Source organism: Idiomarina ramblicola (genome assembly GCF_003987255.1).
Lineage (GTDB): Bacteria > Pseudomonadota > Gammaproteobacteria > Enterobacterales > Alteromonadaceae > Idiomarina > Idiomarina ramblicola.
Window position 1 is genome coordinate 202,838 of the sequence record NZ_PIQC01000006.1, and the last position, 25,033, is coordinate 227,870.

General features: G+C 46.5%; 32 protein-coding genes. 21 read left to right on the forward strand and 11 right to left on the reverse strand.

The window, feature by feature from the left end:
- Positions 1–20: 20 nt before the first annotated feature.
- The 5 genes from CWI78_RS09520 to CWI78_RS09540 all read left to right on the forward strand — a co-directional run bounded on the left by CWI78_RS09520 (position 21) and on the right by CWI78_RS09540 (position 5,452).
- A complete protein-coding gene (locus CWI78_RS09520; protein WP_126782537.1) occupies positions 21–1,163 on the forward strand; it encodes a serine hydrolase domain-containing protein in 1,143 nt (380 codons plus the stop codon).
- Positions 1,164–1,398: 235 nt separating this feature from the next.
- Entirely contained in the window at positions 1,399–2,352 is a 954-nt protein-coding gene (locus tag CWI78_RS09525; protein WP_126782538.1) for a M61 metallopeptidase family protein, read from the forward strand.
- Positions 2,353–2,703: 351 nt separating this feature from the next.
- Positions 2,704–3,582, forward strand: coding sequence for a hypothetical protein (locus tag CWI78_RS09530; protein WP_126782540.1), 879 nt, complete (start codon positions 2,704–2,706; stop codon positions 3,580–3,582).
- Between the two features lie 227 nt (positions 3,583–3,809).
- Entirely contained in the window at positions 3,810–4,130 is a 321-nt protein-coding gene (locus CWI78_RS09535; RefSeq protein WP_126782542.1) for a helix-turn-helix domain-containing protein, read from the forward strand.
- Positions 4,127–5,452: a type II toxin-antitoxin system HipA family toxin gene (locus tag CWI78_RS09540; RefSeq protein WP_126782543.1), complete on the forward strand. Its 1,326-nt coding sequence runs from the start codon at positions 4,127–4,129 to the stop codon at positions 5,450–5,452. The genes CWI78_RS09535 and CWI78_RS09540 overlap by 4 nt, the downstream gene beginning before the upstream one ends.
- A gap of 7 nt (positions 5,453–5,459) precedes the next feature.
- On the opposite strand, the gene CWI78_RS09545 is transcribed toward CWI78_RS09540, so the two are convergent.
- The 7 genes from CWI78_RS09545 to CWI78_RS09575 all read right to left on the reverse strand — a co-directional run bounded on the left by CWI78_RS09545 (position 5,460) and on the right by CWI78_RS09575 (position 8,519).
- On the reverse strand, positions 5,460–5,855 hold the full coding sequence (locus tag CWI78_RS09545) for a TM2 domain-containing protein (RefSeq protein ID WP_244213106.1): 396 nt from the start codon (positions 5,853–5,855) through the stop codon (positions 5,460–5,462).
- A gap of 14 nt (positions 5,856–5,869) precedes the next feature.
- Positions 5,870–6,094 carry a membrane protein insertion efficiency factor YidD gene (gene yidD / locus CWI78_RS09550; RefSeq protein ID WP_126782545.1) on the reverse strand — a complete coding sequence of 75 codons (225 nt, stop codon included), beginning with the start codon at positions 6,092–6,094 and terminating at the stop codon, positions 5,870–5,872.
- A gap of 8 nt (positions 6,095–6,102) precedes the next feature.
- Positions 6,103–6,318 carry a DUF4177 domain-containing protein gene (locus CWI78_RS09555; protein WP_126782547.1) on the reverse strand — a complete coding sequence of 72 codons (216 nt, stop codon included), beginning with the start codon at positions 6,316–6,318 and terminating at the stop codon, positions 6,103–6,105.
- A gap of 22 nt (positions 6,319–6,340) precedes the next feature.
- On the reverse strand, positions 6,341–6,688 hold the full coding sequence (locus CWI78_RS09560; protein ID WP_126782549.1) for a VOC family protein: 348 nt from the start codon (positions 6,686–6,688) through the stop codon (positions 6,341–6,343).
- Positions 6,669–7,133: a GNAT family N-acetyltransferase gene (locus CWI78_RS09565; protein ID WP_126782551.1), complete on the reverse strand. Its 465-nt coding sequence runs from the start codon at positions 7,131–7,133 to the stop codon at positions 6,669–6,671. The genes CWI78_RS09560 and CWI78_RS09565 overlap by 20 nt, the downstream gene beginning before the upstream one ends.
- 91 nt (positions 7,134–7,224) lie before the next feature.
- Positions 7,225–7,506, reverse strand: coding sequence for a HigA family addiction module antitoxin (locus CWI78_RS09570; RefSeq protein WP_244213107.1), 282 nt, complete (start codon positions 7,504–7,506; stop codon positions 7,225–7,227).
- 137 nt (positions 7,507–7,643) lie between these two features.
- The gene (locus CWI78_RS09575; RefSeq protein WP_126782554.1) at positions 7,644–8,519 is read right to left on the reverse strand and encodes a DNA ligase; all 876 of its coding nucleotides are present in this window, start codon (positions 8,517–8,519) and stop codon (positions 7,644–7,646) included.
- Positions 8,520–8,713: 194 nt separating this feature from the next.
- Here CWI78_RS09575 and CWI78_RS09580 point away from each other — a divergent pair, with 194 nt between their 5' ends.
- Positions 8,714–9,112 (forward strand): thiol-disulfide oxidoreductase DCC family protein, encoded by a 399-nt coding sequence (locus CWI78_RS09580; RefSeq protein ID WP_126782556.1) that lies wholly within the window; start codon positions 8,714–8,716, stop codon positions 9,110–9,112.
- A 69-nt stretch (positions 9,113–9,181) separates the two neighbouring features.
- Here CWI78_RS09580 and CWI78_RS09585 read toward each other — a convergent pair whose 3' ends face one another.
- Positions 9,182–9,433 carry a TIGR03643 family protein gene (locus CWI78_RS09585; RefSeq protein ID WP_126782558.1) on the reverse strand — a complete coding sequence of 84 codons (252 nt, stop codon included), beginning with the start codon at positions 9,431–9,433 and terminating at the stop codon, positions 9,182–9,184.
- A 155-nt stretch (positions 9,434–9,588) separates the two neighbouring features.
- Between CWI78_RS09585 and CWI78_RS09590 the strand changes: the two genes are divergently transcribed.
- Together CWI78_RS09590 and CWI78_RS09595 are read left to right on the forward strand one after the other, a co-directional pair.
- Complete coding sequence (locus tag CWI78_RS09590) at positions 9,589–9,888, forward strand: Rho termination factor N-terminal domain-containing protein (protein WP_126782560.1); 300 nt, start codon at positions 9,589–9,591, stop codon at positions 9,886–9,888.
- A gap of 75 nt (positions 9,889–9,963) precedes the next feature.
- Positions 9,964–10,671 (forward strand): nuclease-related domain-containing protein, encoded by a 708-nt coding sequence (locus tag CWI78_RS09595; RefSeq protein ID WP_126782562.1) that lies wholly within the window; start codon positions 9,964–9,966, stop codon positions 10,669–10,671.
- On the opposite strand, the gene CWI78_RS09600 is transcribed toward CWI78_RS09595, so the two are convergent.
- Positions 10,664–11,227: a DUF7010 family protein gene (locus CWI78_RS09600; RefSeq protein WP_126782564.1), complete on the reverse strand. Its 564-nt coding sequence runs from the start codon at positions 11,225–11,227 to the stop codon at positions 10,664–10,666. The genes CWI78_RS09595 and CWI78_RS09600 overlap by 8 nt on opposite strands.
- Before the next feature lie 331 nt (positions 11,228–11,558).
- Between CWI78_RS09600 and CWI78_RS09605 the strand changes: the two genes are divergently transcribed.
- Entirely contained in the window at positions 11,559–11,729 is a 171-nt protein-coding gene (locus tag CWI78_RS09605) for a DUF3545 family protein (protein ID WP_126782566.1), read from the forward strand.
- A 74-nt stretch (positions 11,730–11,803) separates the two neighbouring features.
- Here the strand turns inward: CWI78_RS09605 and suhB are convergent, their stop codons facing one another.
- A complete protein-coding gene (suhB, locus tag CWI78_RS09610) occupies positions 11,804–12,580 on the reverse strand; it encodes an inositol-1-monophosphatase (protein WP_126782568.1) in 777 nt (258 codons plus the stop codon).
- A 108-nt stretch (positions 12,581–12,688) separates the two neighbouring features.
- Between suhB and trmJ the strand changes: the two genes are divergently transcribed.
- The 3 genes from trmJ to CWI78_RS09625 all read left to right on the forward strand — a co-directional run bounded on the left by trmJ (position 12,689) and on the right by CWI78_RS09625 (position 15,165).
- Positions 12,689–13,411 (forward strand): tRNA (cytosine(32)/uridine(32)-2'-O)-methyltransferase TrmJ, encoded by a 723-nt coding sequence (gene trmJ, locus CWI78_RS09615; RefSeq protein WP_126782569.1) that lies wholly within the window; start codon positions 12,689–12,691, stop codon positions 13,409–13,411.
- Positions 13,412–13,477: 66 nt separating this feature from the next.
- A complete protein-coding gene (gene iscR, locus CWI78_RS09620; protein WP_126782571.1) occupies positions 13,478–13,957 on the forward strand; it encodes a Fe-S cluster assembly transcriptional regulator IscR in 480 nt (159 codons plus the stop codon).
- A 50-nt stretch (positions 13,958–14,007) separates the two neighbouring features.
- Complete coding sequence (locus tag CWI78_RS09625) at positions 14,008–15,165, forward strand: IscS subfamily cysteine desulfurase (protein WP_126782573.1); 1,158 nt, start codon at positions 14,008–14,010, stop codon at positions 15,163–15,165.
- Here the strand turns inward: CWI78_RS09625 and msrA are convergent.
- Positions 15,162–15,707, reverse strand: coding sequence for a peptide-methionine (S)-S-oxide reductase MsrA (msrA, locus tag CWI78_RS09630; RefSeq protein ID WP_126782575.1), 546 nt, complete (start codon positions 15,705–15,707; stop codon positions 15,162–15,164). The two genes, CWI78_RS09625 and msrA, sit on opposite strands and share 4 nt — an antisense overlap.
- 165 nt (positions 15,708–15,872) lie before the next feature.
- Between msrA and ndk the strand changes: the two genes are divergently transcribed.
- The 9 genes from ndk (at position 15,873) to der (ending at position 24,976) form a co-directional block, all read left to right on the forward strand.
- Positions 15,873–16,304 carry a nucleoside-diphosphate kinase gene (gene ndk, locus CWI78_RS09635; protein WP_011235266.1) on the forward strand — a complete coding sequence of 144 codons (432 nt, stop codon included), beginning with the start codon at positions 15,873–15,875 and terminating at the stop codon, positions 16,302–16,304.
- Positions 16,305–16,420: 116 nt separating this feature from the next.
- A complete protein-coding gene (gene rlmN, locus CWI78_RS09640; RefSeq protein WP_126782577.1) occupies positions 16,421–17,557 on the forward strand; it encodes a dual-specificity RNA methyltransferase RlmN in 1,137 nt (378 codons plus the stop codon).
- Positions 17,558–17,590: 33 nt separating this feature from the next.
- Positions 17,591–18,046 carry a tetratricopeptide repeat protein gene (locus CWI78_RS09645; protein ID WP_126782579.1) on the forward strand — a complete coding sequence of 152 codons (456 nt, stop codon included), beginning with the start codon at positions 17,591–17,593 and terminating at the stop codon, positions 18,044–18,046.
- A 20-nt stretch (positions 18,047–18,066) separates the two neighbouring features.
- Positions 18,067–19,185: a RodZ domain-containing protein gene (locus CWI78_RS09650; RefSeq protein ID WP_126782581.1), complete on the forward strand. Its 1,119-nt coding sequence runs from the start codon at positions 18,067–18,069 to the stop codon at positions 19,183–19,185.
- Between the two features lie 19 nt (positions 19,186–19,204).
- Positions 19,205–20,323: a flavodoxin-dependent (E)-4-hydroxy-3-methylbut-2-enyl-diphosphate synthase gene (gene ispG, locus CWI78_RS09655; RefSeq protein WP_126782583.1), complete on the forward strand. Its 1,119-nt coding sequence runs from the start codon at positions 19,205–19,207 to the stop codon at positions 20,321–20,323.
- Positions 20,324–20,395: 72 nt separating this feature from the next.
- Positions 20,396–21,673, forward strand: coding sequence for a histidine--tRNA ligase (gene hisS / locus CWI78_RS09660; RefSeq protein ID WP_126782585.1), 1,278 nt, complete (start codon positions 20,396–20,398; stop codon positions 21,671–21,673).
- Positions 21,674–21,677: 4 nt separating this feature from the next.
- Positions 21,678–22,292 carry a YfgM family protein gene (locus CWI78_RS09665; RefSeq protein WP_126782587.1) on the forward strand — a complete coding sequence of 205 codons (615 nt, stop codon included), beginning with the start codon at positions 21,678–21,680 and terminating at the stop codon, positions 22,290–22,292.
- Positions 22,292–23,530, forward strand: a complete 1,239-nt coding sequence (gene bamB, locus CWI78_RS09670) for an outer membrane protein assembly factor BamB (protein ID WP_126782589.1) — start codon at positions 22,292–22,294, stop codon at positions 23,528–23,530. Before CWI78_RS09665 ends, bamB begins: the two co-directional genes overlap by 1 nt.
- Before the next feature lie 6 nt (positions 23,531–23,536).
- A complete protein-coding gene (gene der / locus CWI78_RS09675) occupies positions 23,537–24,976 on the forward strand; it encodes a ribosome biogenesis GTPase Der (protein WP_126782591.1) in 1,440 nt (479 codons plus the stop codon).
- Positions 24,977–25,033: the final 57 nt, after the last annotated feature.

The window sequence follows — 25,033 nt, forward strand, 5'->3', positions numbered from 1 at the left end:
TTCAAAATCAGGAGTTTATCGTGGGCTTTGTTAAAGTATTTTTGTTGATGGTTGGTATTCTTTCGAGTCTTGCTCATGCGAGGGGAGACTACGAGTTTGTGGAAAGCGGAATAACGTCATTTATGCAAGAGCAGAACGTACCAGCTATTTCTGTTGCCGTAATAAAAAATGGCGAGCTTAAGTTTGCAAAAGCCTATGGCACTCTAAATAGAGAAACCAACGCTCCGGTAACTACAACGAGCTTGTTTCAAATAGGTTCTCAGTCAAAGGTTATCACCAGTATGCTAGCACTGGCGTTAGTTGAAGAGGGTCAGTTAAAGCTGGACAATAATATTGATGATTTACTCCCGGGGCTATTTTCATCAATCGATAAAACAACGTTACGGAAAATTACCCTTGATACTCTGCTTAGTCATCGTTCAGGCCTTCCTAACTACCCTGACAATCTCACTCGTGTGGATGGCGACCCCTTAGAAGGTGGTTACACTGAGTCGCAGTTATTGGAGGCATTTAAATCGACAACTCTGGATTTTGAACCCACCAGTAAGTTTGCTTACTCTAACTTTAATTATGCCGTGATTGGCTACATTCTCAGCACAACAACAGGCAAGTCTTATGAAAAGCTCGTCGAAGCGTATTTGCCGAACAACCTGGGTGTTAGTGGTTTCTACGCTAGACTCCCCCGTGCTAAGCAGTCAGCTATGGTTACGCCATACCGAAAAGACGATCGCAATATAGCAACTAAACCCTGGGACATGGGATTGCTGGCACCACATGGTGGGTTGTACTCTTCAACCAGCAGCCTTTCAAAATTAATGTTGCAACAGATGACCATGTATCAAAGGTTTATTGAAAACGAAGAAATATCACCTTTAATTTCAACACAAGCAAGTTATGCAACAGGTTTGTATGAAGGCTTAAATTATGGTTACGGGATGTTCGAAGCCACTCCGGAATTAGGTTTGTATCCGCAAACCGTTCTGTGGCATGGCGGCGATCTTGATGGTTATGGGTGCGAATATCTTTTCTCACCTAGTTCCCAAACGGGTATCGTACTTTTGACATCAAGCGGGGGTAGGGAGTTTGTGCTCCTAGGCAGAACGTTAATGCAAAACCTGCTGGCAGAAGAGGCTAACACTTCAGAGTCTGCGACTGCCCGGTAATAGGCTGATTGAATCGTTATGTTGGTTATCTCAAGATCTAAGGCGTCACTGGTCTAAGTTCTCAAACCACCAGATCTCTATTTTTCGGAGTAAATCGAGCATTTCGTGAGTCAAAGGTTCACGCAACCTGATCCGGATATTTAACAAGACCTTTAGTTGCACTCCAGGTGAGTACAAAAAGCATTTTTGCTAAAGCCTCTTGGCTTTTAACCACACTACTTGAAAAGGTTACCCTATGTTTAATGTTTTTCGGTTACTTTTTATCAGCGCATTACTTTGGTCTGCCAACAGCTATTCACATAATCAGGAGATCACTAAACAGACAATAGAGGTAGGCAATATCAAACTACACTACGAGTTTGCAGATGGGCAGTCGGAAGCAAATCAAGCTGCATTTACTGAAACCATCGTTGCGGGATTTGAATATTATCAACAATTGTTTGGCGGTTATCCGCGCGATCTACATGGTGAAACCTACAACGACATTACGGTTAGGATTCGTTATGGAGATTTCCTTTCTGGGGAGGCAGATCCAAAGTTGATAATGCTAACCTGGTCTGACGCTGTCATGTTTGGTGTTCACAACTGGCGCACCATGCTGTTACATGAATTATTTCATTTATGGAGTGCTGAATCTTTCCGTTATTCGGATGGTCGTGAGCATTGGTTTAATGAAGGATTTTCTGAGTTTTATGCTTTTAAAGCCGCTACGAAGCTTGGAATGATTGATGGGCGTGATGCTCTCACGATAGCGTCTCAGCCAATCGGATTCTATTATAGTGCAAATGGTTTAGGCAAAATTTCTCTAAGAGAAGCTGGTAAGAATAATAAATCGAAATTTAATAATTACTTTTTTGTTTATCATGGGGGCTGGGTCGCAGCTATGTTGCTAGACCACGATATTCGTAGTAAGACTGACAATAATTGCAGCTTGGATCAAAGTATGCGCTTCCTGTATCAAAACTATCCCCGTAATGAAAAGCTATATGACAGCGATACTATCGTTGCTGCAATAAAGGATTGCTACTCTTTGGATTACAGTGTGTTTTTTGAACGCTATATTGATGGCACTGAAATTATGCCTGTATCTGAATATTTTGATGTTGGTAAAGCCCTTTGGAACTATGAATTTGGCTCTGAAAATATACAGCAGCATAGGTATCTATATCAGTCACTCGGCTTAAATTGAGTGAGTTGAGTTAATACAGTGCACCATCACTATGTTGTTTAGGTGCTTAGCCATACTACTAACCTAGAGCTATTCGGTCTTGCCGCCTTGGATGTACTGGTTGCAGTGCCGAGCACTTACTTTTAGTGGAGTGGTTGCTATTCCGTGTCAACGGTCGCTTATGCACTAAGTAGAAGGTCGGCTCAGAGCGAAAAGCGGACATCTCCACATCCGTACAGGTTGGAAACTTCACTGAATACAGATTATTTTAGCCTATTGCTGTTCGGGTATTTTTTGTTTAAGAAGTGAAGTGGTTTAGGAGTACTTACCGCTGTGGCAACGATGTAACTTTATATTTAAAAGGCCGTAACTATGAAATTCGGGTTTCTAATCGACAAAAAATCATTTGAGTGCAGTTGCTTTAGAGTAGCTCCGATTCCAGAGTTTAATAGCGTTGTGGAAGAGTTTTATCAATCAGCTCGTGTTAGCAATGGCTGGTTTTACGGACCAGAACAAGAACTTAAGAAAACCGCAAATGAGAATAGAAAGTTTAGAGAACGCGGTCCTGTTAACTGTTTGTCATTCTTTCGTATAAGCCCGACGCATGAAATAATTTCAAATACGTGCACAGAAGAGCATCTCCGGTTCTTAATACTGGGTTATGGTTTTTTACAAGGCATATACCTAACTCCAGAAGATTACTCATATTTAGGTCGGACAGCTTATGAGCTCGGTAAATTAAACGGTTTACGCCTATCAGGTGATGATTACGTTAATGGCATGGAGGCTATAAACCAGTTTTATCTTTTGAACGATAGTGAAGTAAGGAAACAGATGTTTTCCTCTATTCATTGGCATTTAATCGGCCAATCGTATTACTTCGATTGGGATAGATTTGATTCACAGTATAAAACGCTCGACGGCCTTTATAAAATGTCGGGGATTAAAGCTAAATTTCATGCCGAGCGCCCCGTAGAGCTTGCAAAAAGGTATAATTTAAAATTGCCATCGTGGGCTGAATTAGATTCAACGGGTAGAAAAAGCGTACTCAGCATACAAAGAAATGAACTTGTGCATGAAGCAAAGTACGGTGGATATCCGATCGGATTCTCCTACCCAGATGAAAACTACAGCCTTGAATTGACCTCATTTAACACAAAGCTTATTGCTGCTATGTTGGGTATTGACACTCCATATTTGGCTGCAGAACCTGACAACCGGGATTACTGGGGATGGAACATAAAGAAATAACCGCATAACGTCCGCTCCTGGCACGAAGCGGACTATCGATTCATACTCAAATCAAGTGTTATTAACAACCCTCTTTAAATAATACTTTATAGCCCTTAAAAAGGCTTATAACATGAATTAGCCACTTTACAGTCCATATAAAGTCTTTTATATAAAAGCAATTACGTCCCTTAAATAGTCTGTTACACTCTAAATATCATATTAAAGTCTATTTAAGGTTCCGTTATATGGATTATGATCACATTTCAACCATCATTGGTCAGCGAGTCAGGCAGTATCGGTTGAATCAGGATTTAACTCAGGAGGACTTAGCGACCTTAGCTAATGTCTCACTGAATGCGGTTAAATCCGCGGAGGGTGGTAAAAGCACCTTACCGACCTATGTCGCAATTCTTCAGGCTTTGGGGCATATCGACAATTTACTGGCCGCATTCCCGGACGAGGGCGTTTCTCCTGTGCAACTACTCAAAAGCAGCACCAAACAGAAGAAACGAGCCAGCGGTAAAACGCGTGTGAAACCTGCTGACAATGAGGAGCTGGACTGGTGATTAATACCATTGAAGTTCGCTACAAAGGTGAGCCTGTCGGTGCCTTAAGTTATAACAAAGGCGACACGGCTGCGCGGTTCGAGTACTTATCTGAGTTTGTCGAAAAAAACATTCCGCTTGCGCCTTTAACCATGCCCGCCGAGAAGGGGCGAATTTACTCCTTTCCGGGGTTAAACTGGGATACGTTCAGAGGCCTTCCGGGCATGCTGGCGGACTCTTTGCCCGACGACTTCGGTAATGCGGTGCTGAACCAATGGGTTGCGCAACAGCCCGATCGCATAGAACCTCTGAGCCCGCTTGAACGGCTTCAGTATACCGGCGAGCGGGGCATGGGCGCTCTTGAGTATCACCCCGCGCGTAAGAATCAAACCAACGCTAAAAACAAAGACATTGAGCTTGAGAGCTTAATGAGGCTAGCGCAGGAAGTGCTTGATGCGCGAAAGGGCTTTCGCCAGCGTACGCACTTTGACGACACGGCAGACAAAGAAATGATGCAGGCCTTATTAGCGGTTGGCACCAGCGCCGGTGGCGCAAGGCCAAAAGCGGTACTGGCATTTAATAAGGACTTTAGTCAGGTTCGTTCCGGGCAGGGACTTGTGCCCGAAGGGTTTGAGCATTATCTGCTGAAGTTTGACGGAGTAAAAGAGCGCGACCCTTCTCAACAAACCTTTGGCGACCCGCTAGGTTACGGTGCCATGGAGTATGTGTATTACTTAATGGCCACAAAAGCGGGTATTCATATGATGCCATGCCACCTGCTGGATGAAGGCAACCGCCGCCATTTTGTGACCAAGCGCTTTGACAGAATAGGTAATGAGAAAAAGCATATTCAAACGCTAACTGCTATTAAGCACGTGAACTACCATGACATTGGCGCGTTTTCTTATGAAGAGCTGTTTCAGGTTGCCCGTCAGCTACGGCTGCCGCGGGCGGACGCTATAGACTTGTTCCGTCGTACGGTGTTTAACCACGTAGCAACCAACCACGATGATCACTCCAAGAACTTTGGTTTTATGCTGGAGGACAAGCAATGGCGGTTGAGCCCCGCTTACGACGTTGCCTTTAGCTACAAACCCGGAAACCCCTGGGTAGAGCAGCACTGGATGTCTTTAAATGGCAAGCGCAGCGGCCATACCCGTGACGACTTTTACGCGCTGGCGGACGTTCAGTTACCAAAGGTAGAGCGCAAAGAAATTGATGCCATTATTGATGAGGTGATTAACGCGGTGTCTCAGTGGCGGGAATTAGCCACTGAACATGAGGTGCCCAAAGCGCTTGCCGATTCAATAGAGGGTCATCTCAGGCTGAAAGACTTTGCCTGAGAGACGTTTAGGCGTTATCTGATTTAACTTTATGAATGAGCTCGCGCATGACGTTATTGTTGTATGCATGAACAATTTGTTGTGACTTAAACAATTGCGGCAGCTCTACAATGACAATACCGACAAGAATAATAACCCCGACTATAGGCAAGAAAGGTAAGAAAACCAGGCCAACCAGCATGACACAGAGGTTGATAACCCCGCGCTGCGTGTTGCCTAAATAAAAGTGATGCAAACCGGCCATAATGAACCAGTTCAACACCGCGTAGGTGTCTGGGTCTTTTATTTTTTGACCTTCAAGGCGGTAGTATTCTTTTCGCTGCTCAGACGTTAGCTCGCGTATTTGTTTACGCAGAGCTTCTTCTTCATCGCGCAACTGCTCAGAAGACATATCGTAAGACATAAGGGCTACCTTATTTAAGGAACTGGATCATGTTTTTTATTAACGCAGTCAGGGTCGTCACAACGCTTCATGCGTGCTACACCGAGTTTTATACCTCGCCAGGTACCGTATTGGTTAATGGCCTGGTAAGTATAGTGCGAACAGGACGGCTCAAAATTACAGTCGGTATTAAAAAAGCGACGCGAACCGCCACGCCGCTGATACCAACGAATTGACGCTAAAATGAACCGCTTTACCATGGTCGGTTCTATCGGGCCAGAGTTAAAATTGCGGCTTCACGTGTCCAGAACAGCCAAAAGCGTTTTTGTTCCAGCACCTGAAACACCATTTGCCAGCCGTCGGCCGCTTCCTGGTTCAAAGTCGATTCAATTTTCTTTAACGGCAGACCACTTGAGCCCAGTAGCAGAGTGCCACAGCCACCTTCAGCAACGTGAATGACTTTGTATTCCGTAAATTTAGACATGGTTTTCCTTATTTTATTTTGATTATTCTGACCATACTGCGTATTCGTTGCCGCTAGGGCAAGTAAATTGAAAGCGTCGACCACCGGGAAAATCAAATATCGGCTTGATGATTTTACCGCCCGCATCCTCAACGTTTTTCAAACTTTGCTCGAGGTCTTTGCTGTACAAAACCACCAACGCGCTGCCCGTTGACGTTTGAGCAACCAAATCAGATTGGTAAAACCCGCCATCGAGTCCGGCATTTTGAATCGCCGCGTACTCCGGACCATAGTCTACAAACTCCCAGCCAAAGGCTTGCTGAAAAAAGCGCTTAGTTGCTTCAAGGCTCCGCGCCGGTAGTTCAATGTAATTAATTTTGGTTGAGTTCATTGTGTGCCTCGCTTAGGGCTTTTTGGAAAACGATTTTGCCTTCCGTAAGCGTATCAGAGTTTTCGTAACCCACCACTTGATAACCTCTGGAAATTAGAAACTGAAGCATAGCCGGATAGCGGTTCATGGTTTTAACCTGAATGAAGCGGTAGCCTTGCTGATAGGCCCAGTTCTCCTGATAAATTCGCAGTTGGTCGGCAATACCTTGTTGGCGGAGTGTCGGGATCACACCGCCAATCCAACTATAAAAAGTGCTCTTGCTCAGTTCATAGCCGACCTTAAAGCCGACCAGTTGGCCACCCTCAGACGCAGACAGAATAAGTGCGTTTTTGCCATGCAAGCGCGCTTCGACTTTGTCGGGGGTATTGCGACCATCAAACTCGGGTATTTGCGCGTCTATGGTGAGAATATCGTTAATGGTGGCGGTTTGAATTTTTATGGTCATGTAAGAATTTCTAAATTTTGTTGGAACTTTTGAGATTAATTATAGCGGCGCGCATGAGTATATGCTGGAGCTTCAACCGTTAATTGCTCTACTATGCGGCAACGAGCTTCTTAACCTTGAGTTCTTTACGATGTTGCTCGGCATGCCAAAGTTCATATTGAGACTGCTGGTTTAGCCAGCTTTCCGCCGAAGTATTAAATGCGATTGAGAGCCTGATAGCCATTTCAGGGCTAATACCAGCCTTGCCGTTCAGCAACGCACTTAACGTTTTCCGGCTTACGCCCAAAGCTTCCGCTGCAGCGGTTACAGATAAACTAAGAGGCTCGAGACAAAGCTCTCGTACAACTTCACCAGGGTGGGGTGGATTGTGCATTAACATACGAATACCTCAGTGATAATCTTCATAATTTACTATCTCGGCGTCTCCATCCTAAAACTGTACCCTGTAACGTATCGGGTGTCAGTATTTCTAGTTTCTGTATATTACGTATGAACATCTTGCCTGGAAAGTCATTCACCTTCCCCACCCTCCCTAATTCGTAAAAAGCTGGCAAAGCGCGGCACGCCATTATTGGTATAACCGTGGTACTTGTAGGTAATGATACTCCCGACAGGCGGAGGGTTAGCGCGTTCAGCGTCGGTGAATCCGGTGCCAATAGAAAACTCAACGTCTTGTTGATTGCGCACGCGCAGCGCACCGAGCATGTCGGTGTATTTACCTTGGCCGGGTAAATGCGCGATGACCTCGGCCTCATCGTCGAAATAGGGCTTTAGCTTCAATAAAGCGTCACTTCTGCCCGACTGATGAAGCGCCGTTGCCAAGTGTAGCATTAGGCCTTCTGCGCCATGCTCAACCACAGCTTTCAGGTGTTCGCTTAACTCATGGTTGGAGTGAAACCGTTGCTGCTTAACCGGCTTAATATGCTCAGCGTTTATTTGCGCAATTAAGTTGGAATAGTTTTTGTATCGCTCTTCAAAAGGCTGCTGTGCGTCAGGCATATCAAACACCATATATTTCACTTGTCGCCAGCGATTATCCTTTGGTGTTTGGGTGCGCACAATAGAGCTTAAAGCCTCAAAGTTCTGACGTTTTGTCCACAGTTCACCGTCGAGCCAAACAGCGGGTAGCGGTTCAGTAAACCATGCTGGAGCTGATATCATGTTGCCTTGTCGGGTCAGTAGTTGCGAGCCTGTCCAGATAGCCCGGATACCGTCGTATTTTTCACTCACCAAATAGTCGCTGATGGGGTTGCTTGTGTCCTGTTCATACACTTTTGCGAGCTGAGTTTGCGTTGAAGCCTGCAATGCGGCTGCAGGCAAGGCACAAAAGGCAGCGATAAAAAATGCCGCTAAGTAAACGAGACGAATTTTAGAGAGTTTTGGCATCCTTGCCTCTTATTTTGGAGCGAGTTACAGCGCGTCTGCGCCAGGTATCATAAAGAGACTAGCATTGCCTATTAAGTCTGGCTGCTCGGCAATATCGTATTGTGGGCTAAGCAAACCGATTTTAGCATTACGTTATGAGTCAAATACGCAAAAACAGCGTATAAGAAGCTGCAATTCGCAAAACGGTGGTTCTAATGTCAGAGCAAAGTTCGAAACTTGTTATCTTCTTCGACGGTGGATGTCCGTTATGCGTGAAAGAGATGCGTCATTTAAGGAAGCTGGATGAACAAAGAAAGATCCAGTTTGAGAATATTAACGAGCCGGATTTTAATCAGCGCTATCCTGCAGTAGACGTTGCTAAGGCTAACCAGTATTTACACGGGCAGACTCGCTCTGGTGAAATGATTTATGGTCTGGATGTCACCTATACGGCCTGGTCGCTGGTGGGGAAAGGCTGGATGATTGCGCCTTTACGCTGGCCTGTCATTCGTTGGTTTGCCGATAAAGCGTACTTATTCTTTGCGCGTAACCGAAACCGTATTTCTAGGCTACTAACAGGTAAAGAGCGCTGCTCGCAGTGCTCTATTGACTGATATACTCTAACCGAAAAACTGATAACAAGAGTACTTTCAATATGAAAAAACAATATCTGGCGTTATTGCCTAACGCTGTTTATATTGTGTTGGGCAGTAGCCTCGCAGCACTCCGGCGGGGTGCAGTTTACGATGTTTAGTATTGCGCCCCGACACACGTTCCCGCCACAAGCGAAAGCTGCCGGGCTTAAGTTGCGAGCGCATAAACTTAATAACCTGCTTCTCCTGCAGGCCAAATTGTTCTTCAATAGCTTCAAATGGCGTGCGGTCTTCCCACGCCATTTCTATAACGCGCGATACTTCAGATTCAGTCAGGTTCATAAACAGGCTACTTAATGTCTTTCACTTAACTACGTTAGCCTTTATGCATCAGATCTTCACGACTACACCTACTCTATTCTACAAACCGTAAAGATGCCCCGCGTATCTTTATTTTAAGATGTGTTGTACTAGGATTAATAGGAGAGGAGGCCCTTATGCCGGACGTTTGGCGCGATAAAGACGAGCGAATGTATCAGCACATCAAGCAGTCACAGCTGGATGATGGCAAGAGTGCGGATGAGGCGAAAGAGATTGCCAGCCGCACTGTGAATAAGCAGCGACGCGAAGAGGGGCTTACCGATAACACCACTACTCAGGGGACAGGTAACCCCAATACAGGGCTGGAAGAGCGCACCAAAGATGAGCTTTATAACCGGGCGCAGCAGCTTGATATTGATAACCGCAGTGAAATGACAAAAGACGAACTGATTGAGGCAATAAGGCAAAAGCAGTAATGGATAAAGCTGACGAATGACGGCTTTGATGGTTTAATATGGCACCAGTTTGGGAAATAAAGCAGTCAAATTGTCATGGCCGACACGCAGTACATAACCAAAAATCGTCTTTCGCAAGAAGTGAATAAAGCCCGCGTATGGGTCGCTATTATTGGCGCGCCTATTGCGGGTTTTTTAATGTACGAATTACCAAACCTCTGGTGGATTGTTGGGCTAGCCTATTTATTCAGTGTTATTGGAGCGGCATCCACTAAGCGTTCAGGTGCTAAGGGTGAATTAAAAACACTGAAGCTTTTAGAAAAACTCCCCGATAGCTATGTTTTGTTTAACCAGGTTGATGTGCCCAACTCGCGAGCAAAACGCGGGTTTACGGAGCTGGATTTAATTGTTGTGGGCCCTAACGGTGTGTTTGTAGTAGAAGTGAAAAACAATAACTCTAAAGTAACGGGAGATGAGCTATCCCCTAATTGGATAGCCCATAAAGTAGGGCGCAAAGGTGGTCGTTATACAGCCAAAGTTCGCAATCCAATAAAACAGTTAAAAAAACAGGTTCATGTTTTAGCTGAGCACCTGAAGAAAAACCGCGCATTTACCTGGATAGACGGCGTTGTGTTTTTCTCACATCGCAGCGCACGGGTTAAACTGTCTTCACCACCCAGCGTGCCTGTTCTTGAACGTAAAGGACTGGTCGAATATATATTGAATTATCAGCCCAAGCGCGCACCGTCGAATTTAAACACGGCGGCTCAAGAATTAGCCAAGTTGAAACAAAAGTCTAACTAGATACCCGTTTGAGCTTGCGCCATCTGATTTCCAACACGGCAATGGCGAAAATATAAAGTGCCGCAATAACCAGAGAAACAGCCAAAAAACGATGCTCAGGAAAGGCATACCATGCTGCAACAACAAGTATTGTGCGGGCTAATCCATGAGCAATACCAATCCAATGCTGGATTATCCATGAAATTGGGATCCACATGAGGCCGGTTAAAACGCCAATAGCTAAGGGTAGGGACGTATAGTCTTCAAGGAAAAAGGGAATAGCGATGGCGTATACCGATGCTGACATAAGCACGGTTAGCATAAAGAGTTTGTCGAAAGTGTTCTTCGGCTTACTCTTATCCAGCATGTTTTCGCCTGTAAATTTAGACAAGAAAAGTGCTAAATAGACAATAGAGCCCGTTGCTATGAAGGTAACGAGTGACAGGGGGAATGGCTCCAGAAATAAGGAACTGGCAGCAATAACACACCAGGCAATAAGTCCTGACAGAGGGGTTGCCAGCAAACGTCGCTGCTTAAACTCTTCTCGTTGAACTTCTAAAGACCGTTCTTGGCTCATTTTTATTTTTCCTTTGCACTTTTAGCTTTAGTAAATAAAAAGCGTCGTCAGTAGTCAATTTATAAAGTTACGAATTTGTAAGTAAATGAGACAGATCCTTGTTCCCCCAGCTAAAAGCGGTTTAAAATTAAGGTTCTACCCGCAAGTTGAGTTGATCACCTAATTCTTCACACCTTTGCCATACCCTGTTAACAAAAGCGTAACAAAGTTCTTTTAATGTGACCGGGTGTGTGGTACTTATGAGTTGTGGTTTTTTTGTTAATAAACAGATTAACTGCAGCGCTAATACCATAATTAAAAAAGTTGTATCAAAATAGCAGAGGGTCATACCATGGATCATTCAGAAGAACTGCAAAAGGTAAATGACAAGTCTGGAAAGGGCCGCGCCGCAAAACGTAAATGGCGTGAAATAGAACAACTAAAAGAGAAGTACCGGTTGCGGGAAGAACTCTCTGAAATGGATTACTCGCTAGAGCTCGATTTAGAAGAAATCGAATTATAAAAAAGAACGCCGTCTGGGTTACCTCAGACGGCGTTTTGCTTTATGGGCTTACTGCTCTTGTTTTTAAAAACAGCTTAGCGAATTTGTGCCAGCATTTGTTTTAATGCTTTTGGCGCACCGGCTGCTATGTTGCCTGACTGAATGTAGTTGTGACCGCCCTGAAAGTCACTGACTATGCCTCCGGCTTCGCGAACCAATAATTCGCCGGCTAACATGTCCCAGGGCTTAAGGCCCATTTCCCAGAAAGCGTCGTGGCGCGCTGCGGCTACGTAGGCTAAGTCTAATGCGGCTGCGCCTGCACGACGAATATCGGCACAATGTTCAAACAGCTTGCTGAACATTTCCAAATATTCGGGCGTACGGTTTTTCATTTTGAACGGGAAACCCGTTGCCAGAATAGCGCCTTTTAACTCCACCTTAGGTGAAATACGTAAACGACGGCCATTCAACTGCGCGCCTGCGCCGCGCGATGCGGTAAACAGTTCTTCACGCATAGGATCGTAAACAACGGCCTGTTGTACAGAACCTTTGTGGAGTAACGCTATAGAGATACAAAAATGGGGGATACCGCGCATGTAATTGGTGGTGCCGTCGAGCGGATCGATAACCCACTGGAAGTCATTTTCTTCTCCAGCCTGGGTGCCGCTTTCTTCTGCAATGATGCCATGGTTCGGGTAGGACTTTTTAATGGTGTTGATAATAGCCTGTTCAGCGGCTTTATCCATATCGGTAACCCAATCATTTAAGCCTTTTGATTCGGCTTCAACAGGGCTTCCCTGGTCGAAATTTTTAACTAAAATTTTGCCGGCCGCACGCGCTGCGCGCACCGCAATATTTAACATCGGATGCATACCAATTACCTGTGCTGTAAAAGAACAATTTTCGGTCGCGGATCATACCAGTGTTACGGTATCATGCCAAACTTTTCCATAAGTCGAGAAATATCCAAGGGAAACGCCATGCTTGATAACATTCGTATTGTTCTGGTGAACACGTCGCACACCGGTAATATAGGCTCAGTCGCCCGTGCCATGAAGACTATGGGGTTGTCTCAGCTCACTTTAGTTGATCCGGTGCAGGAGCCAGACAGTCACGCTTCAGCTTTGGCCGCCGGCGCAACCGATATTCTGGCTTCAGCAACTATTGTCGATACTCTGCAAGAAGCGATTGCTGATTGTGGCCTGGTCATTGCCACCAGTGCCCGTAATCGTACGTTGGACTGGCCGCTGCTAGGCCCGCGGGAATGTGCCGGTAAAGTATTGGAAGAAGCAGGGCAGCATCAGGTAGCCTTGGTGTTTGGTCGTGAAAACAGTGGATTAACTAACGAAGAGCTACAGCAAAGTCAGTTTCACTTACACATACCGACGAACCCGGACTACAGCTCCCTGAACCTGGCTATGGCGGTACAAACGGTGTGCTATGAATTGCGCATGCAGTGGCTCGAGTCACAACAACGTGCTCCTGAAGACTTACCGGAATACCCGCGTGCCGAAGATTTAGAACGGTTTTACGAGCACCTTGAGAAAACCTTAGGCGAGACTGGGTTTATTGTTCGTCAGCACCCGGGGCAAGTCATGACGAAATTACGTCGCTTGTTTAATCGGGCGCGTCCGGAAGAGAATGAAATTAATATTTTACGCGGCATTTTAGCCTCTGTGGATAAATCGACAGGCAATACTTGACTAAAATAGTCGGGAATGTAGAATCACATTACATTAACGATGAATTAAACAGCAGAGGAAATCGCCATGCGCCTGACGTCAAAAGGTCGATACGCAGTAACAGCTATGCTGGATGTTGCGCTATTTACGGCAAATGGTCCCGTACCGTTAGCGGATATTTCTGAGCGTCAGGGAATATCACTGTCCTATTTAGAGCAGCTATTTGCACGCTTACGCAAGCATGGGTTGGTAGACAGTGTTCGTGGCCCTGGTGGTGGTTATCGTTTGGGGTGTCCGGCCAATGATATTTCTGTCGGGGCGGTTATTCATGCAGTGGATGAATCGATTGATGCAACCCGCTGCCAGGGCAAAGCCAATTGTCAGGGCGGTGAGCGTTGTCTGACCCACTCCCTATGGGAAGGCCTGAGCGATAGAATCTCTGACTTTCTGGACGGAATTACGCTGGCTGAGCTAATGAAAAAGAAAGATGTTGGCGATGTTTTGAGCCGGCAAAACGCGTTGCATAAAAGCAGCGAAAAAGAGATTAAGCTAAACTCTCACCTATAAATTTTATTCGAAACATTATCCATTAGTTAATAGTTGTCAGGAGCGACGAAGTGCCTAAGTTACCCCTTTATTTTGATTATGCTGCAACCACGCCGGTCGATCCTGTTGTAGCAGAGAAAATGATGGGTTGCTTAACTCAGGACGGCCTCTTTGGTAATCCGGCGTCGCGTTCGCACAAATATGGTTGGCAGGCCGAAGAGGCCGTCGACGTTGCCCGGCATCAAATCGCCGATCTGATTAATGCCGATGCCCGCGAAATTGTTTTTACGTCCGGAGCGACTGAGTCAGATAACTTGGCAATAAAAGGTGCCGCTCAGTATTACTCGGCTAAAGGCAAACACATCATCACGTTGAAAACCGAGCACAAAGCGGTATTGGATACGTGCGCTCAGTTAGAAAAAGAAGGCTTTGATGTCACGTACCTGGATGTCGGTAGCGATGGTTTGCTGGATATGGATATGTTCCGTTCCGCCCTACGCGAAGATACGGTGTTGGTGAGCGTCATGCTGGTGAATAACGAAATTGGTGTGACTCAGGATGTCACCACGATTGGTGATTTGTGTCGTGAGAATGGCACCGTATTTCATGTCGATGCGGCTCAGGCGTCCGGCAAAATTCCGATGAATATGGCCGAACTGCCCATCGATTTATTGTCACTTTCCGCGCATAAAATGTATGGACCTAAAGGTATTGGGGCGCTCTATGTACGTCGGACTCCCAGAGTGCGGTTGCTGTCGCAAATGCACGGTGGTGGACACGAGCGAGGCATGCGTTCAGGCACCTTACCGACCCATCAAATTGTGGGTATGGGGGTTGCTGCTGAACTTGCCCGTACTGAGCTGGAGCTTGAGCCTACACGGGTTGAAAGCTTGCGTCAGCGCTTATGGAAGGGAATTAACCAGTTGGACGGTGTGACGCTGAATGGCTCTGACCAGCAGCGCGTGCCGCATATTACCAACATCAGCTTTGCCGGGGTTGATGGCGAATTGCTGTTAATGGCGTTAAAAGATCTCGCGCTTTCTTCCGGATCGGCCTGCACGTCGGCTAGTGTTGAACCTTCGTATGTGCTCAGCGCATTAGGGGTTGAGCATGAGCTGGCAATGAGCTCACTGCGCTTTAGTATTGGTCGTTATACGTCGGAAGACGATATCGACAGTGCAGTAGAGCTTATCCACCGCACTATTAATACCTTGCGAGGGTCCGCTTAGTCTTTCAGCAAGCCGGAAAAGGTTCTACGGAATTTAGCCAGCTTAGGTGAAATGACTGCCTGACAATACGGGTTTTCCGGATTCCTGGCGTAGTAGTTTTCATGATAGTCCTCTGCCGGGTAAAACGTTCCTAACTCGGTGACTTCGGTTACTATCGGCGCTGCAAAGGCGTCATCCGCTTCCAGCTCGGCAATAATTTTTTCGGCTTCTCGCTTTTGCTCATCGTTATGATAAAAAATCGACGTGCGATATTGCGTACCCACATCGTTACCCTGACGATTAACCTGAGTCGGGTCGTGCAGGGTGAAAAAGATTTCTAAGATTTGACGGTAAGAAATCTGCTCTGGATCGTAGTGGAGTTGAGCGACTTCCGCGTGTCCTGTGTTTCCCGTGCAAACTTGTTCGTAGGTTGGGTTCACAGTATGCCCGCCAGTGTAGCCCGATTTAACCGACTGAATGCCTTTTACCTGAAGGAAAGCAGACTCAACACACCAGAAGCAGCCGCCGCCGAGGGTTGCTTGTTCGTATTCATTGTTCGCCATGTAAGAACTCCTTATCGTCAAATAGACGTCTATATGGCTAATCTGTTTTAGCATCCTAGCTGAGAATCAGTGAAAAAACAATCACTGGGTATTCGATTTCTGTGTTGATCTCACGTATAATCCGCGCGACTAACTTATCCCTTTATTTTATTGGAGTTTATAACCATGGCTTTAGAGCGCACTCTATCAATTATCAAGCCTGATGCAGTTGCAAAAAACTTAATCGGCGCTATCTACAATCGTTTTGAATCTGCCGGTCTTCGCATTGTTGGTGCTAAAATGATGCACTTAAGCAAAGAACAGGCGGAAGGTTTCTACGCAGAACACAAAGAACGTCCTTTCTTTGGCGCTTTGGTTGAATTCATGACCTCAGGCCCTATCGTGGTTCAGGTTCTTGAAGGTGAAGACGCTGTGCGTAAAAACCGCGACATCATGGGTGCAACGAATCCTGCTGAAGCACTGGCAGGAACCATTCGTGCCGACTATGCTGAAACTATAGACGAAAATGCGGTACACGGTTCAGACGCAACTGAATCTGCTGCACGCGAAATTTCGTATTTCTTCAGCGACGAAGAAGTGTGCCAGCGTACTCGCTAAGACTGTATTTGAATGTAGCCTGATGCTCTTAGGTAGCCTGACGTTTACGTCAGGATCTCACCTGACATGAATGTCAGGCTACAGTACGTCGAAGCACATCAAAGAACCGGAGCTTTATGACCAACGCAATAGATAAAAAAGTGAACTTACTTGACCTGAATCGTGAAGGAATTAAAGAATTCTTTCGTGAAATGGGTGAGAAACCGTTTCGTGCCGAACAGGTTATGAAATGGCTGTATCACTTTTGTGTCGATGACTTTGATGAGATGACGAATCTTAATAAAGCCTTGCGTGAAAAGCTCAAGCAAGTGGCTGAGATTCGCGCGCCGGAAGTGCGTGAACAGCAGCAGTCGTCGGATGGCACCATCAAATTCGCGATGACCTTGTTTGACGGTCAGGATGTTGAAACCGTCTGGATACCCGAAGGTGACCGCGCCACGTTGTGCGTGTCCTCTCAGGTGGGTTGTGCATTAGAGTGTACTTTCTGTTCAACCGGAGCTCAGGGCTTTAACCGTAACCTCAGTGTGGCGGAAATCATTGGCCAGGTGTGGCGAGTGAACCAGCTGTTAGGGGCTTATGGAAAAACCGGAATTAAACCCGTAACGAACGTTGTCATGATGGGCATGGGTGAACCCTTGCTTAACTTAAACAATGTGGTTCCATCCATGGAATTAATGTTAGATGACCTGGGTTTTGGTTTATCGAAGCGTCGCGTCACGTTAAGTACCTCAGGTGTTGTTCCTGCGTTGGAGAAGTTGCGTGAACGCATCGATGTCATGTTGGCAATTTCGTTGCACGCACCAGACGATGAACTGCGCAACGAGATTGTACCGGTTAATAAAAAGTACAATATTGAAGAATTTCTGGCATCCAGCCGTCGTTATGTTGAGCAGTCAAAAGCTCAGCGTAAAGTCACGGTAGAGTATGTCATGCTGGACCATGTTAATGATTCAACCGATCAAGCGCATGCGCTGGCAAAAACACTCAAAGATACCCCAAGTAAAATTAACCTAATTCCGTTTAACCCGTTCCCGGGCTCGGACTACGGCCGTTCCAGCAACTCGCGTATCGACCGTTTTGCTAAGGTGCTGATGGAGTACGGTTTCACTGTGATGGTAAGGAAAACTCGCGGTGATGATATTGACGCAGCCTGTGGGCAATTGGTTGGTGATGTTGTTGATCGTACAAAACGTATACTGAAGCGTCAGCAGAAACAACGTGGCGGGGAAGCCATCGCTGTAAAGACCGCGTAAATTAACAGAATCGCAGGCACAAGGAGTGTGATAATGCGAGCCGCTTTATTATTGATAGCCTTAGCGCTATATGGTTGTACCGCTAACCCTGAACAAACGGTGTCTGAGGGTAATGATGTACGGTTGCAGCTTGGGCTTGCTTATTTAGCGCAAGGGAAACTAAAGCTGGCTCATCCGCATTTGCAAACAGCATTAACGAATAATCCTCGGTCTCTGGATGCCTCATTAGCCTCAGGGCAATGGTATTTAGCGACAAATGATGTTGATTCAGCTTTGTCACTTTACCAACAGACATTATCATGGCAACCTATGAGCGGTGCATTGTTCAATAACTATGCGGTTGCACTGTGTGTGGCTGGTGACTGGAAAACAGCACTGACGTATTTTGATAAAGTGACATTGGATCCAGCGTATCCACATCATGCCAGAGCGAAAGCCAATAAGGCCGAATGTCTGGCGCGGACAAGTCACGATGCAGCTCAACCTTAACAGGGAAACCCCTTACAATCATGACTGCTGAAAACGAATCAACCAAAGATAACGAAAAAACAGAACCAGAAGCGGTAGAAGAAACAGAACAACAGCCGAGTAAAGGTCCTGGTGAAATACTAAGAGAAGCTCGCGAAGCCAAAGGCTTAAGCCAACGCGAGGTGGCAGACCAATTGCGTTTGCGAAAACAGATTATTGAGTTATTGGAAGCTGACGACTATTCAACTTTTTCTACGGCAACCTTTATTAAAGGTTACCTGAGAGCTTATGCCAAACTGCTCGACTTAAATGACACCGAGCTGTTTCAAGCATACAAAGCGAAAGGCTTTAAGGAAGTTGAAAGCAGCCAGATGCAAAGTTTCTCAAGACGAAAGAAACACCAGGAAAATGACAACCGTTTAATGTTGATTACCTATGTCGTCATTATTATTGTGATTGCCTTAGTTATTTGGTGGTGGCAAGAACCTGATCTTGGTTTTAATGAAAACACAAACGGTACGCAGGAGAGCTCCGAAGTTGTTCCTGCCAATGACAATGATGAAGCGGATAGTGTGGGTGGAATTGAAATTTCAAACCAGCCAACGGAACCGCAAATTCGACCGGACGAAGACGAAGCAGTATTGGAATCAGAAGTTGAAACCGATGACACCAATGTCGCCGTAGAGTCGGTGCAGGAACCTGTCAACGAAGAAGACAGTACTGGTGACGTTGCTGATAACGCAAGCTCATCAGAAGCGACGCCTACGGACACCGGCGCTGCTGATACGAATGAGGCTTCCACTGATAATAACGAACCGGAAGAAGCAGAACCAACAGCAACTGAAGTAGCTAGCACAGAAACAGACGATACCCAACAAACGCCAATTGAGCCGTCACCGCAACCGGAGGTGAGCTCGCCTAGTTTGGTCCTGGACTTTAATGAAGAATGTTGGGTTAAAATTGATGACGCCTCGGGTGAAACTCAGGCTGTGGGTGTAAAAGCCGCAGGTTATCGCATGCCGGTTCCGGGCGAAGCACCGTTTTCAGTGACACTGTGTAAACCGGAAGCTGTTAGCGTAAGCTTTAACGGTAATGCGGTTGATATGAGTCAGTTCCGCAGTGGCCGGGTAGCGCGCTTTACCGTACCGTCAGAAGAGTAGTAGAGGTCAACTTAACGTTATGATGCACGAAAATCCAATTAAACGCCGTCCTTCACGCCGCTTGTATGTAGGTAATGTACCTATTGGCGATGGCGCACCGATTGCTGTGCAGTCTATGACAAACACTGAAACCACCGATATCGATGCGACGGTTGCTCAGATAGAAGCACTAGCTCAGGCGGGTGCCGATATCGTTCGGGTGTCTGTTCCGACGATGGAAGCCGCAGAAGCGTTCAAATTTATAAAGCAGCGCAGCCCTGTGCCGCTGGTAACTGACATCCATTTCGATTATCGCATTGCTTTAAAAGTTGCTGAGTACGGCGCTGACTGCTTGCGTATTAACCCCGGTAACATAGGTCGTGAAGACAGAGTGAAAGCGGTTGTCGATGCGGCTCGTGAACGGAACATTCCAATCCGTATTGGTGTTAACGGTGGCTCCTTAGAAAAAGACCTTCAAGAAAAATACGGCGAACCGACGGCCGAAGCTCTAGTTGAGTCCGCTATGCGGCACGTTGATATTCTCGACAAACTCGACTTTCACGATTTTAAAGTCAGCGTTAAAGCGTCCGACGTCTTTTTAGCGGTTGAATCGTATCGGTTACTTGCGAAAAAAATAGACCAACCACTGCATTTAGGTATTACCGAAGCTGGTGGTAAACGAAGCGGTGCCGTAAAGTCATCGGTAGGCTTAGGCATGTTGCTGGCTGAAGGTATTGGCGATACGTTGCGAGTGTCATTGGCGGCGGATCCAGTTGAAGAAATTAAAGTGGGCTTTGACATACTGAAGTCTCTGCGCATCCGCGCGCGGGGAATTAACTTCATTGCGTGCCCAAGCTGTTCACGTCAGGAATTTGATGTTATCAGCACGGTGAATGAGCTGGAACAGCGTCTGGAAGACATCACCACACCTATGGATGTTTCGGTGATAGGCTGCGTGGTTAATGGTCCGGGCGAAGCTTTAATATCGCATGTAGGTCTTGCTGGTGCTAAGAATAAAAGTGGTTTGTATATTGGTGGTGCGCGCCAAAAACTGCGATTAGATAACCATAATTTGGTGGATGAACTGGAAGCGCAAATTCGCGAGCAAGTGAAGTTTATTGAAGCTAATAAAATTGACGTAAAAGAAATTAACGGTTGATTTTACCCGCATCGACAAAGTCCTTATAATACCCGCTTATTTTCTGTATCGATAACCAGACGAGAAGGCTCCGTGGCGAATACAATACAAGCAATTCGTGGCATGAATGATTTGTTGCCAGAACAAAGTCCCGCCTGGCAGCAGGTGGAAGCCGTAATACGGCGTGTTGCCGCAAGCTACGGTTATAGTGAAATCCGTATGCCGGTGCTGGAAAGCACGCAACTGTTTAAACGCTCAATTGGCGAAGTAACGGATATTGTCGAAAAAGAAATGTACACCTTTGACGACCGTAACGGTGAAAGTGTCACCCTACGCCCGGAAGGAACGGCAAGCTGTGTTCGCGCAGGAAATCAACACGGTTTGCTCTATAACCAAATTCAGCGATTGTGGTACATGGGGCCTATGTTCCGTTACGAGCGCCCGCAAAAGGGACGTTATCGTCAGTTTCATCAATTTGGCATAGAAACTTTTGGTTTAGAAAGTGCCGATGCAGATGCTGAAGTCATTCTACTCTCTGCTCGATTATGGCGTGAGTTTGGCATTTTGGACCAGGTTGAGCTGCAGTTAAATTCTCTGGGTTCTAATGAAGCGCGTGCCAATTATCGAGATGCGCTCAAGAGTTATTTGTCTGATTACAGTGATGAACTGGATGAGGACAGTAAGCGACGTCTTGAGAGTAACCCGCTGCGGATACTGGACAGTAAAGACCAAAACACCCAGAAGATTCTTGAGGGAGCGCCACGTTTATCAGAATACTGGGACGCGGAATCGAAAGAGCATTTTGATAAATTAACAGCGCGCTTAGAAGCTGCCGGCATTTCGTACACTCTGAATGAACGTTTGGTTCGTGGTTTGGATTATTACAACCGCACGGTGTTTGAATGGGTCACTACCGCTTTGGGCGCACAAGGCACTGTTTGTGCTGGTGGGCGCTACGATGGCCTGGTGGAGCAACTGGGTGGCAAGGCGACTCCGGCAGTAGGTTTTGCCATGGGTATGGAACGCTTAGTGCTGTTATTGCAAGAGCAGGGTAAACTGACGCCAAGACGCACAGTTGATGCTTACTTAATGCCGTTAGGTGACGAGGCGGAACTAAACGCGCCGCGCATTGCCGAACAGCTGAGAAATGATTTACCGGAACTGCGGCTGGTCAGTCACTGTGGCGGTGGTTCCATGAAAAAGCAAATGAAGAAAGCAGATAAATCGGGTGCGGAAATTGCGCTGATTATCGGCGCCGATGAAATCGCTCAGCAGCAGGTAACGGTCAAGCCGTTGCGTACTGCTGAAGAACAACAAACTCTGGGCTGGCAGGACCTTATTGAGACTCTGCAGCCACTGACAAGAGGGTAGTCAGGTGGATAATACCGAAGAACAACAAGTAGAACGTTTAAAAGAGTTTTGGAAAGAACACGGCAAAGGTATTGTTGCCGGCGTTGTTATTGGTTTTGGTCTGTTTTATGGCTGGCGCTATTACGACCAGCACACGTTGGAAACTCAAGAGCGTGCCTCAGCAAACTACCAGCAACTGACGACGGAACTGTCTGAAGGTAGCGAAAATGCTGTGCTTGAAGCTCAGGAATTTGTCAGCGAAAACCCAGAAAATATTTATGCACAACTGGTTGCTTTGGAATTAGCAAAACACGCAACAGAGCGAACCGATCTGGCAACCGCGGTGACGGTTTTACAGTCGGTTGTCGACAATACTGATGATGAAAATATGTCGGCTTTAGCAAGTATTCGCCTGGCCCGGGTCTTAATTGCTCAGGAACAACTGGATACGGCTTTAAGCTTAGTTCAAAAGCCTTTGCCGGAAGCTTTCGCAGGTTTTGCTGCGGAACTTGAAGGCGATATTCTTGCCGAGCAGGGTAATACCGCAGAAGCTCGTGCAGCTTATGAACGCGCATTGCAGGCAGGTGAGTCACTGACTCCGGCTCTGCAAATGAAACTCAACAGCCTGGCTAAGTCATAATGCAATTGATTAAACGCTTTACTAAAGGCAGCTTGCTATTTACTGCTGCCATTCTTGTTACCGGATGCTCAGTTTTCGGTGACGATGATGAAGAACCGAAGTTTGCTGAATTGCAGCCTATTTCAGAGCAAGTTCAGCCAAAGGTTTTATGGGATGCTTCTGTTGGCAGCGGCATTGGTGAGCATTTTTCCCGGCTTAATCCTGTGGTTGAGTATGGAAAGGTTTTTGCCGCCGATAGAAACGGACTGGTTAGCGCATTTGATAAGTCGACAGGCGAACGCTTGTGGCGTATTGATTTGCGTGAGTTGATTCAGTTTGATGAAGCAACTGATGACGGCTGGTTTAGCGGTATTTTCTCAAGCCCTTTCCCGGCGCGTATAGCCGGTGGTTTGGTTGCTCGTTATGACCGTATTTTTCTGGGCACAGAAAATGGCGATGTTGTAGCGCTTAACGCCGAAAATGGCGAAATTGTCTGGCATACCGAAGTGAATAATGAAGTGATGTCAGATCCCGCAGTCGGAGAAGGTCGCGTTGTTGTGCATACGGGCGGCGGAAAGGTTATTAGCCTGGATGCTGAAACCGGTGAACAGCAGTGGGAATATGAATACCAGACACCTATGCTGACGGTTCGTGGCGCATCAGCTCCTGCTATTGTCAGTGGTGGTGTGGTTGTTGGTGACAGTAACGGCGCCGGCATGGTACTGATTGCAGAAAACGGTCAACAGGCGTGGAGTCAACCGATTGGTAAGCCAAGTGGCAGTACTGAACTGGAACGCTTAGCTGATGTTGACGCGAAACCAGCCACTCAGGGAACAACCCTGTATATGATCGCTTTCAACGGCGAACTGGTTGCGCTGGAACTCATGAGTGGCGAAGTGCGCTGGAAGCGTGACTACAAAGCGTTTGAAAATATGCTGGTGACGAATGGCCGGATTTTCTTAACCGATGTTCAAAGTCATGTTTACGCCTTAGACCAAAGCGGTGGTATCGAACGCTGGAGTAACACTCAACTGTTCGGTCGTAAGTTAAGTGCCCCTGCATGGCATCGCGGTAATGTTGTTGTTGGTGACTTCGAAGGTTATTTGCATTGGTTAGATAGCGAAAGCGGCACTATTGTGGGTCGTTATGAAGTTGGCGGTGACGGCGTGTATGTTGAGCCCGTTGTTGATAACAACATTCTATATGTACAGACTCGGGACGGTGATATCATCGCGCTCGATATTCAATCAGGAAGTTAATTAGAGATGTTACCTGTTGTCGCGCTGGTTGGGCGCCCAAATGTGGGAAAATCCACGCTTTTTAATCGTTTAACGCGGACACGCGACGCACTGGTAGCGGACTTTCCCGGCTTAACCCGGGATCGTAAATACGGTCAGGCAAACTACGACGGTTTTCAGTTCATCGTTATTGATACCGGTGGTATTCACGGTGATGAAGAAGGCATTGACGAAGAAATGGCGAAGCAATCACTGCTTGCTGTTGATGAGGCTGATGTCGTTCTTTTCATGGTGGATGCCCGCGATGGTGTCACTGTTGGCGATCAGGCGATTGCAAAACACCTGCGTAAGCAAAACAAAAAAGTTTATTTGGTCTGCAATAAAATTGACGGTATTGATGCGCATTCGGCTATGGCTGACTTTTACTCGTTATCTTTAGGTGAACTGTACGGTATTGCAGCGGCTCACGGTCGTGGTGTTGAGCAGTTACTCGAGATTTGTTTTAAGCCAATAGCGGAAGAGTATCCCGACGTTATCGTGCCCAAGGATGTTGAGTCTGAAGATCTGGAGCATGATGAAATTGACTACGATAAGCTGCCACTAAAACTGGCTATTGTCGGTCGCCCTAACGTGGGTAAATCTACTTTAATCAATCGCATACTGGGTGAAGAACGGGTTGTCGTTTATGACATGCCGGGCACCACTCGTGACTCTGTTTACATTCCTATGCAGCGCAATGAACGCGAGTATGTGTTGATTGATACCGCCGGCGTGCGTCGGCGTGGACGTATTGGTGAGGCTATCGAGAAGTTCTCGGTGGTTAAAACCCTGCAGGCCATTGAGGACGCAAACGTTGTTCTTATTGTGGTTGATGCACGTGAAACTATCAGTGATCAGGACCTCAACTTAATTGGCTTTGCGTTAAACGCCGGTCGTTCAATTGTTATTGCAGTGAACAAGTGGGATGGTTTGCAAAACGACCACAAAGAAGAAATAAAGCGCGAGCTGGATCGTCGCTTAGGCTTCGTCGATTTCGCCCGATTGCATTTCATTTCCGCTTTACACGGTACCGGTGTCGGCCATTTATTTGAATCGGTTGAAGAAGCGTATACGAGTGCCACTCAGCGCATCAGTACCTCTAAGCTGACCCAAATAATGGAAATGGCGCAGGAAGAACATCAACCGCCACTGGTCAGCGGACGCCGGGTGAAATTAAAATACGCGCACGCTGGTGGTTATAATCCGCCTCGTATTATTATTCATGGTAACCAGGTAAAAGACCTGCCCGGTGCTTATCAGCGTTATTTAATTAACTACTTTCGTAAGGCCATGGGCGTTATGGGTACGCCAATAAAAGTTGAGTTCCGTGAGCCGGAGAACCCTTATGAAGGTAAGAAAAATAAACTGACTTTGTCACAGCAGCGAAAGCGCAGACGTTTGATGAAGTTCCTGAAAAAGAAAAAGTAGTTTTAAAAGAGAAAAGCCTGCTAATTATGAAGTGACCCCCAATAGTTGGACATTCCA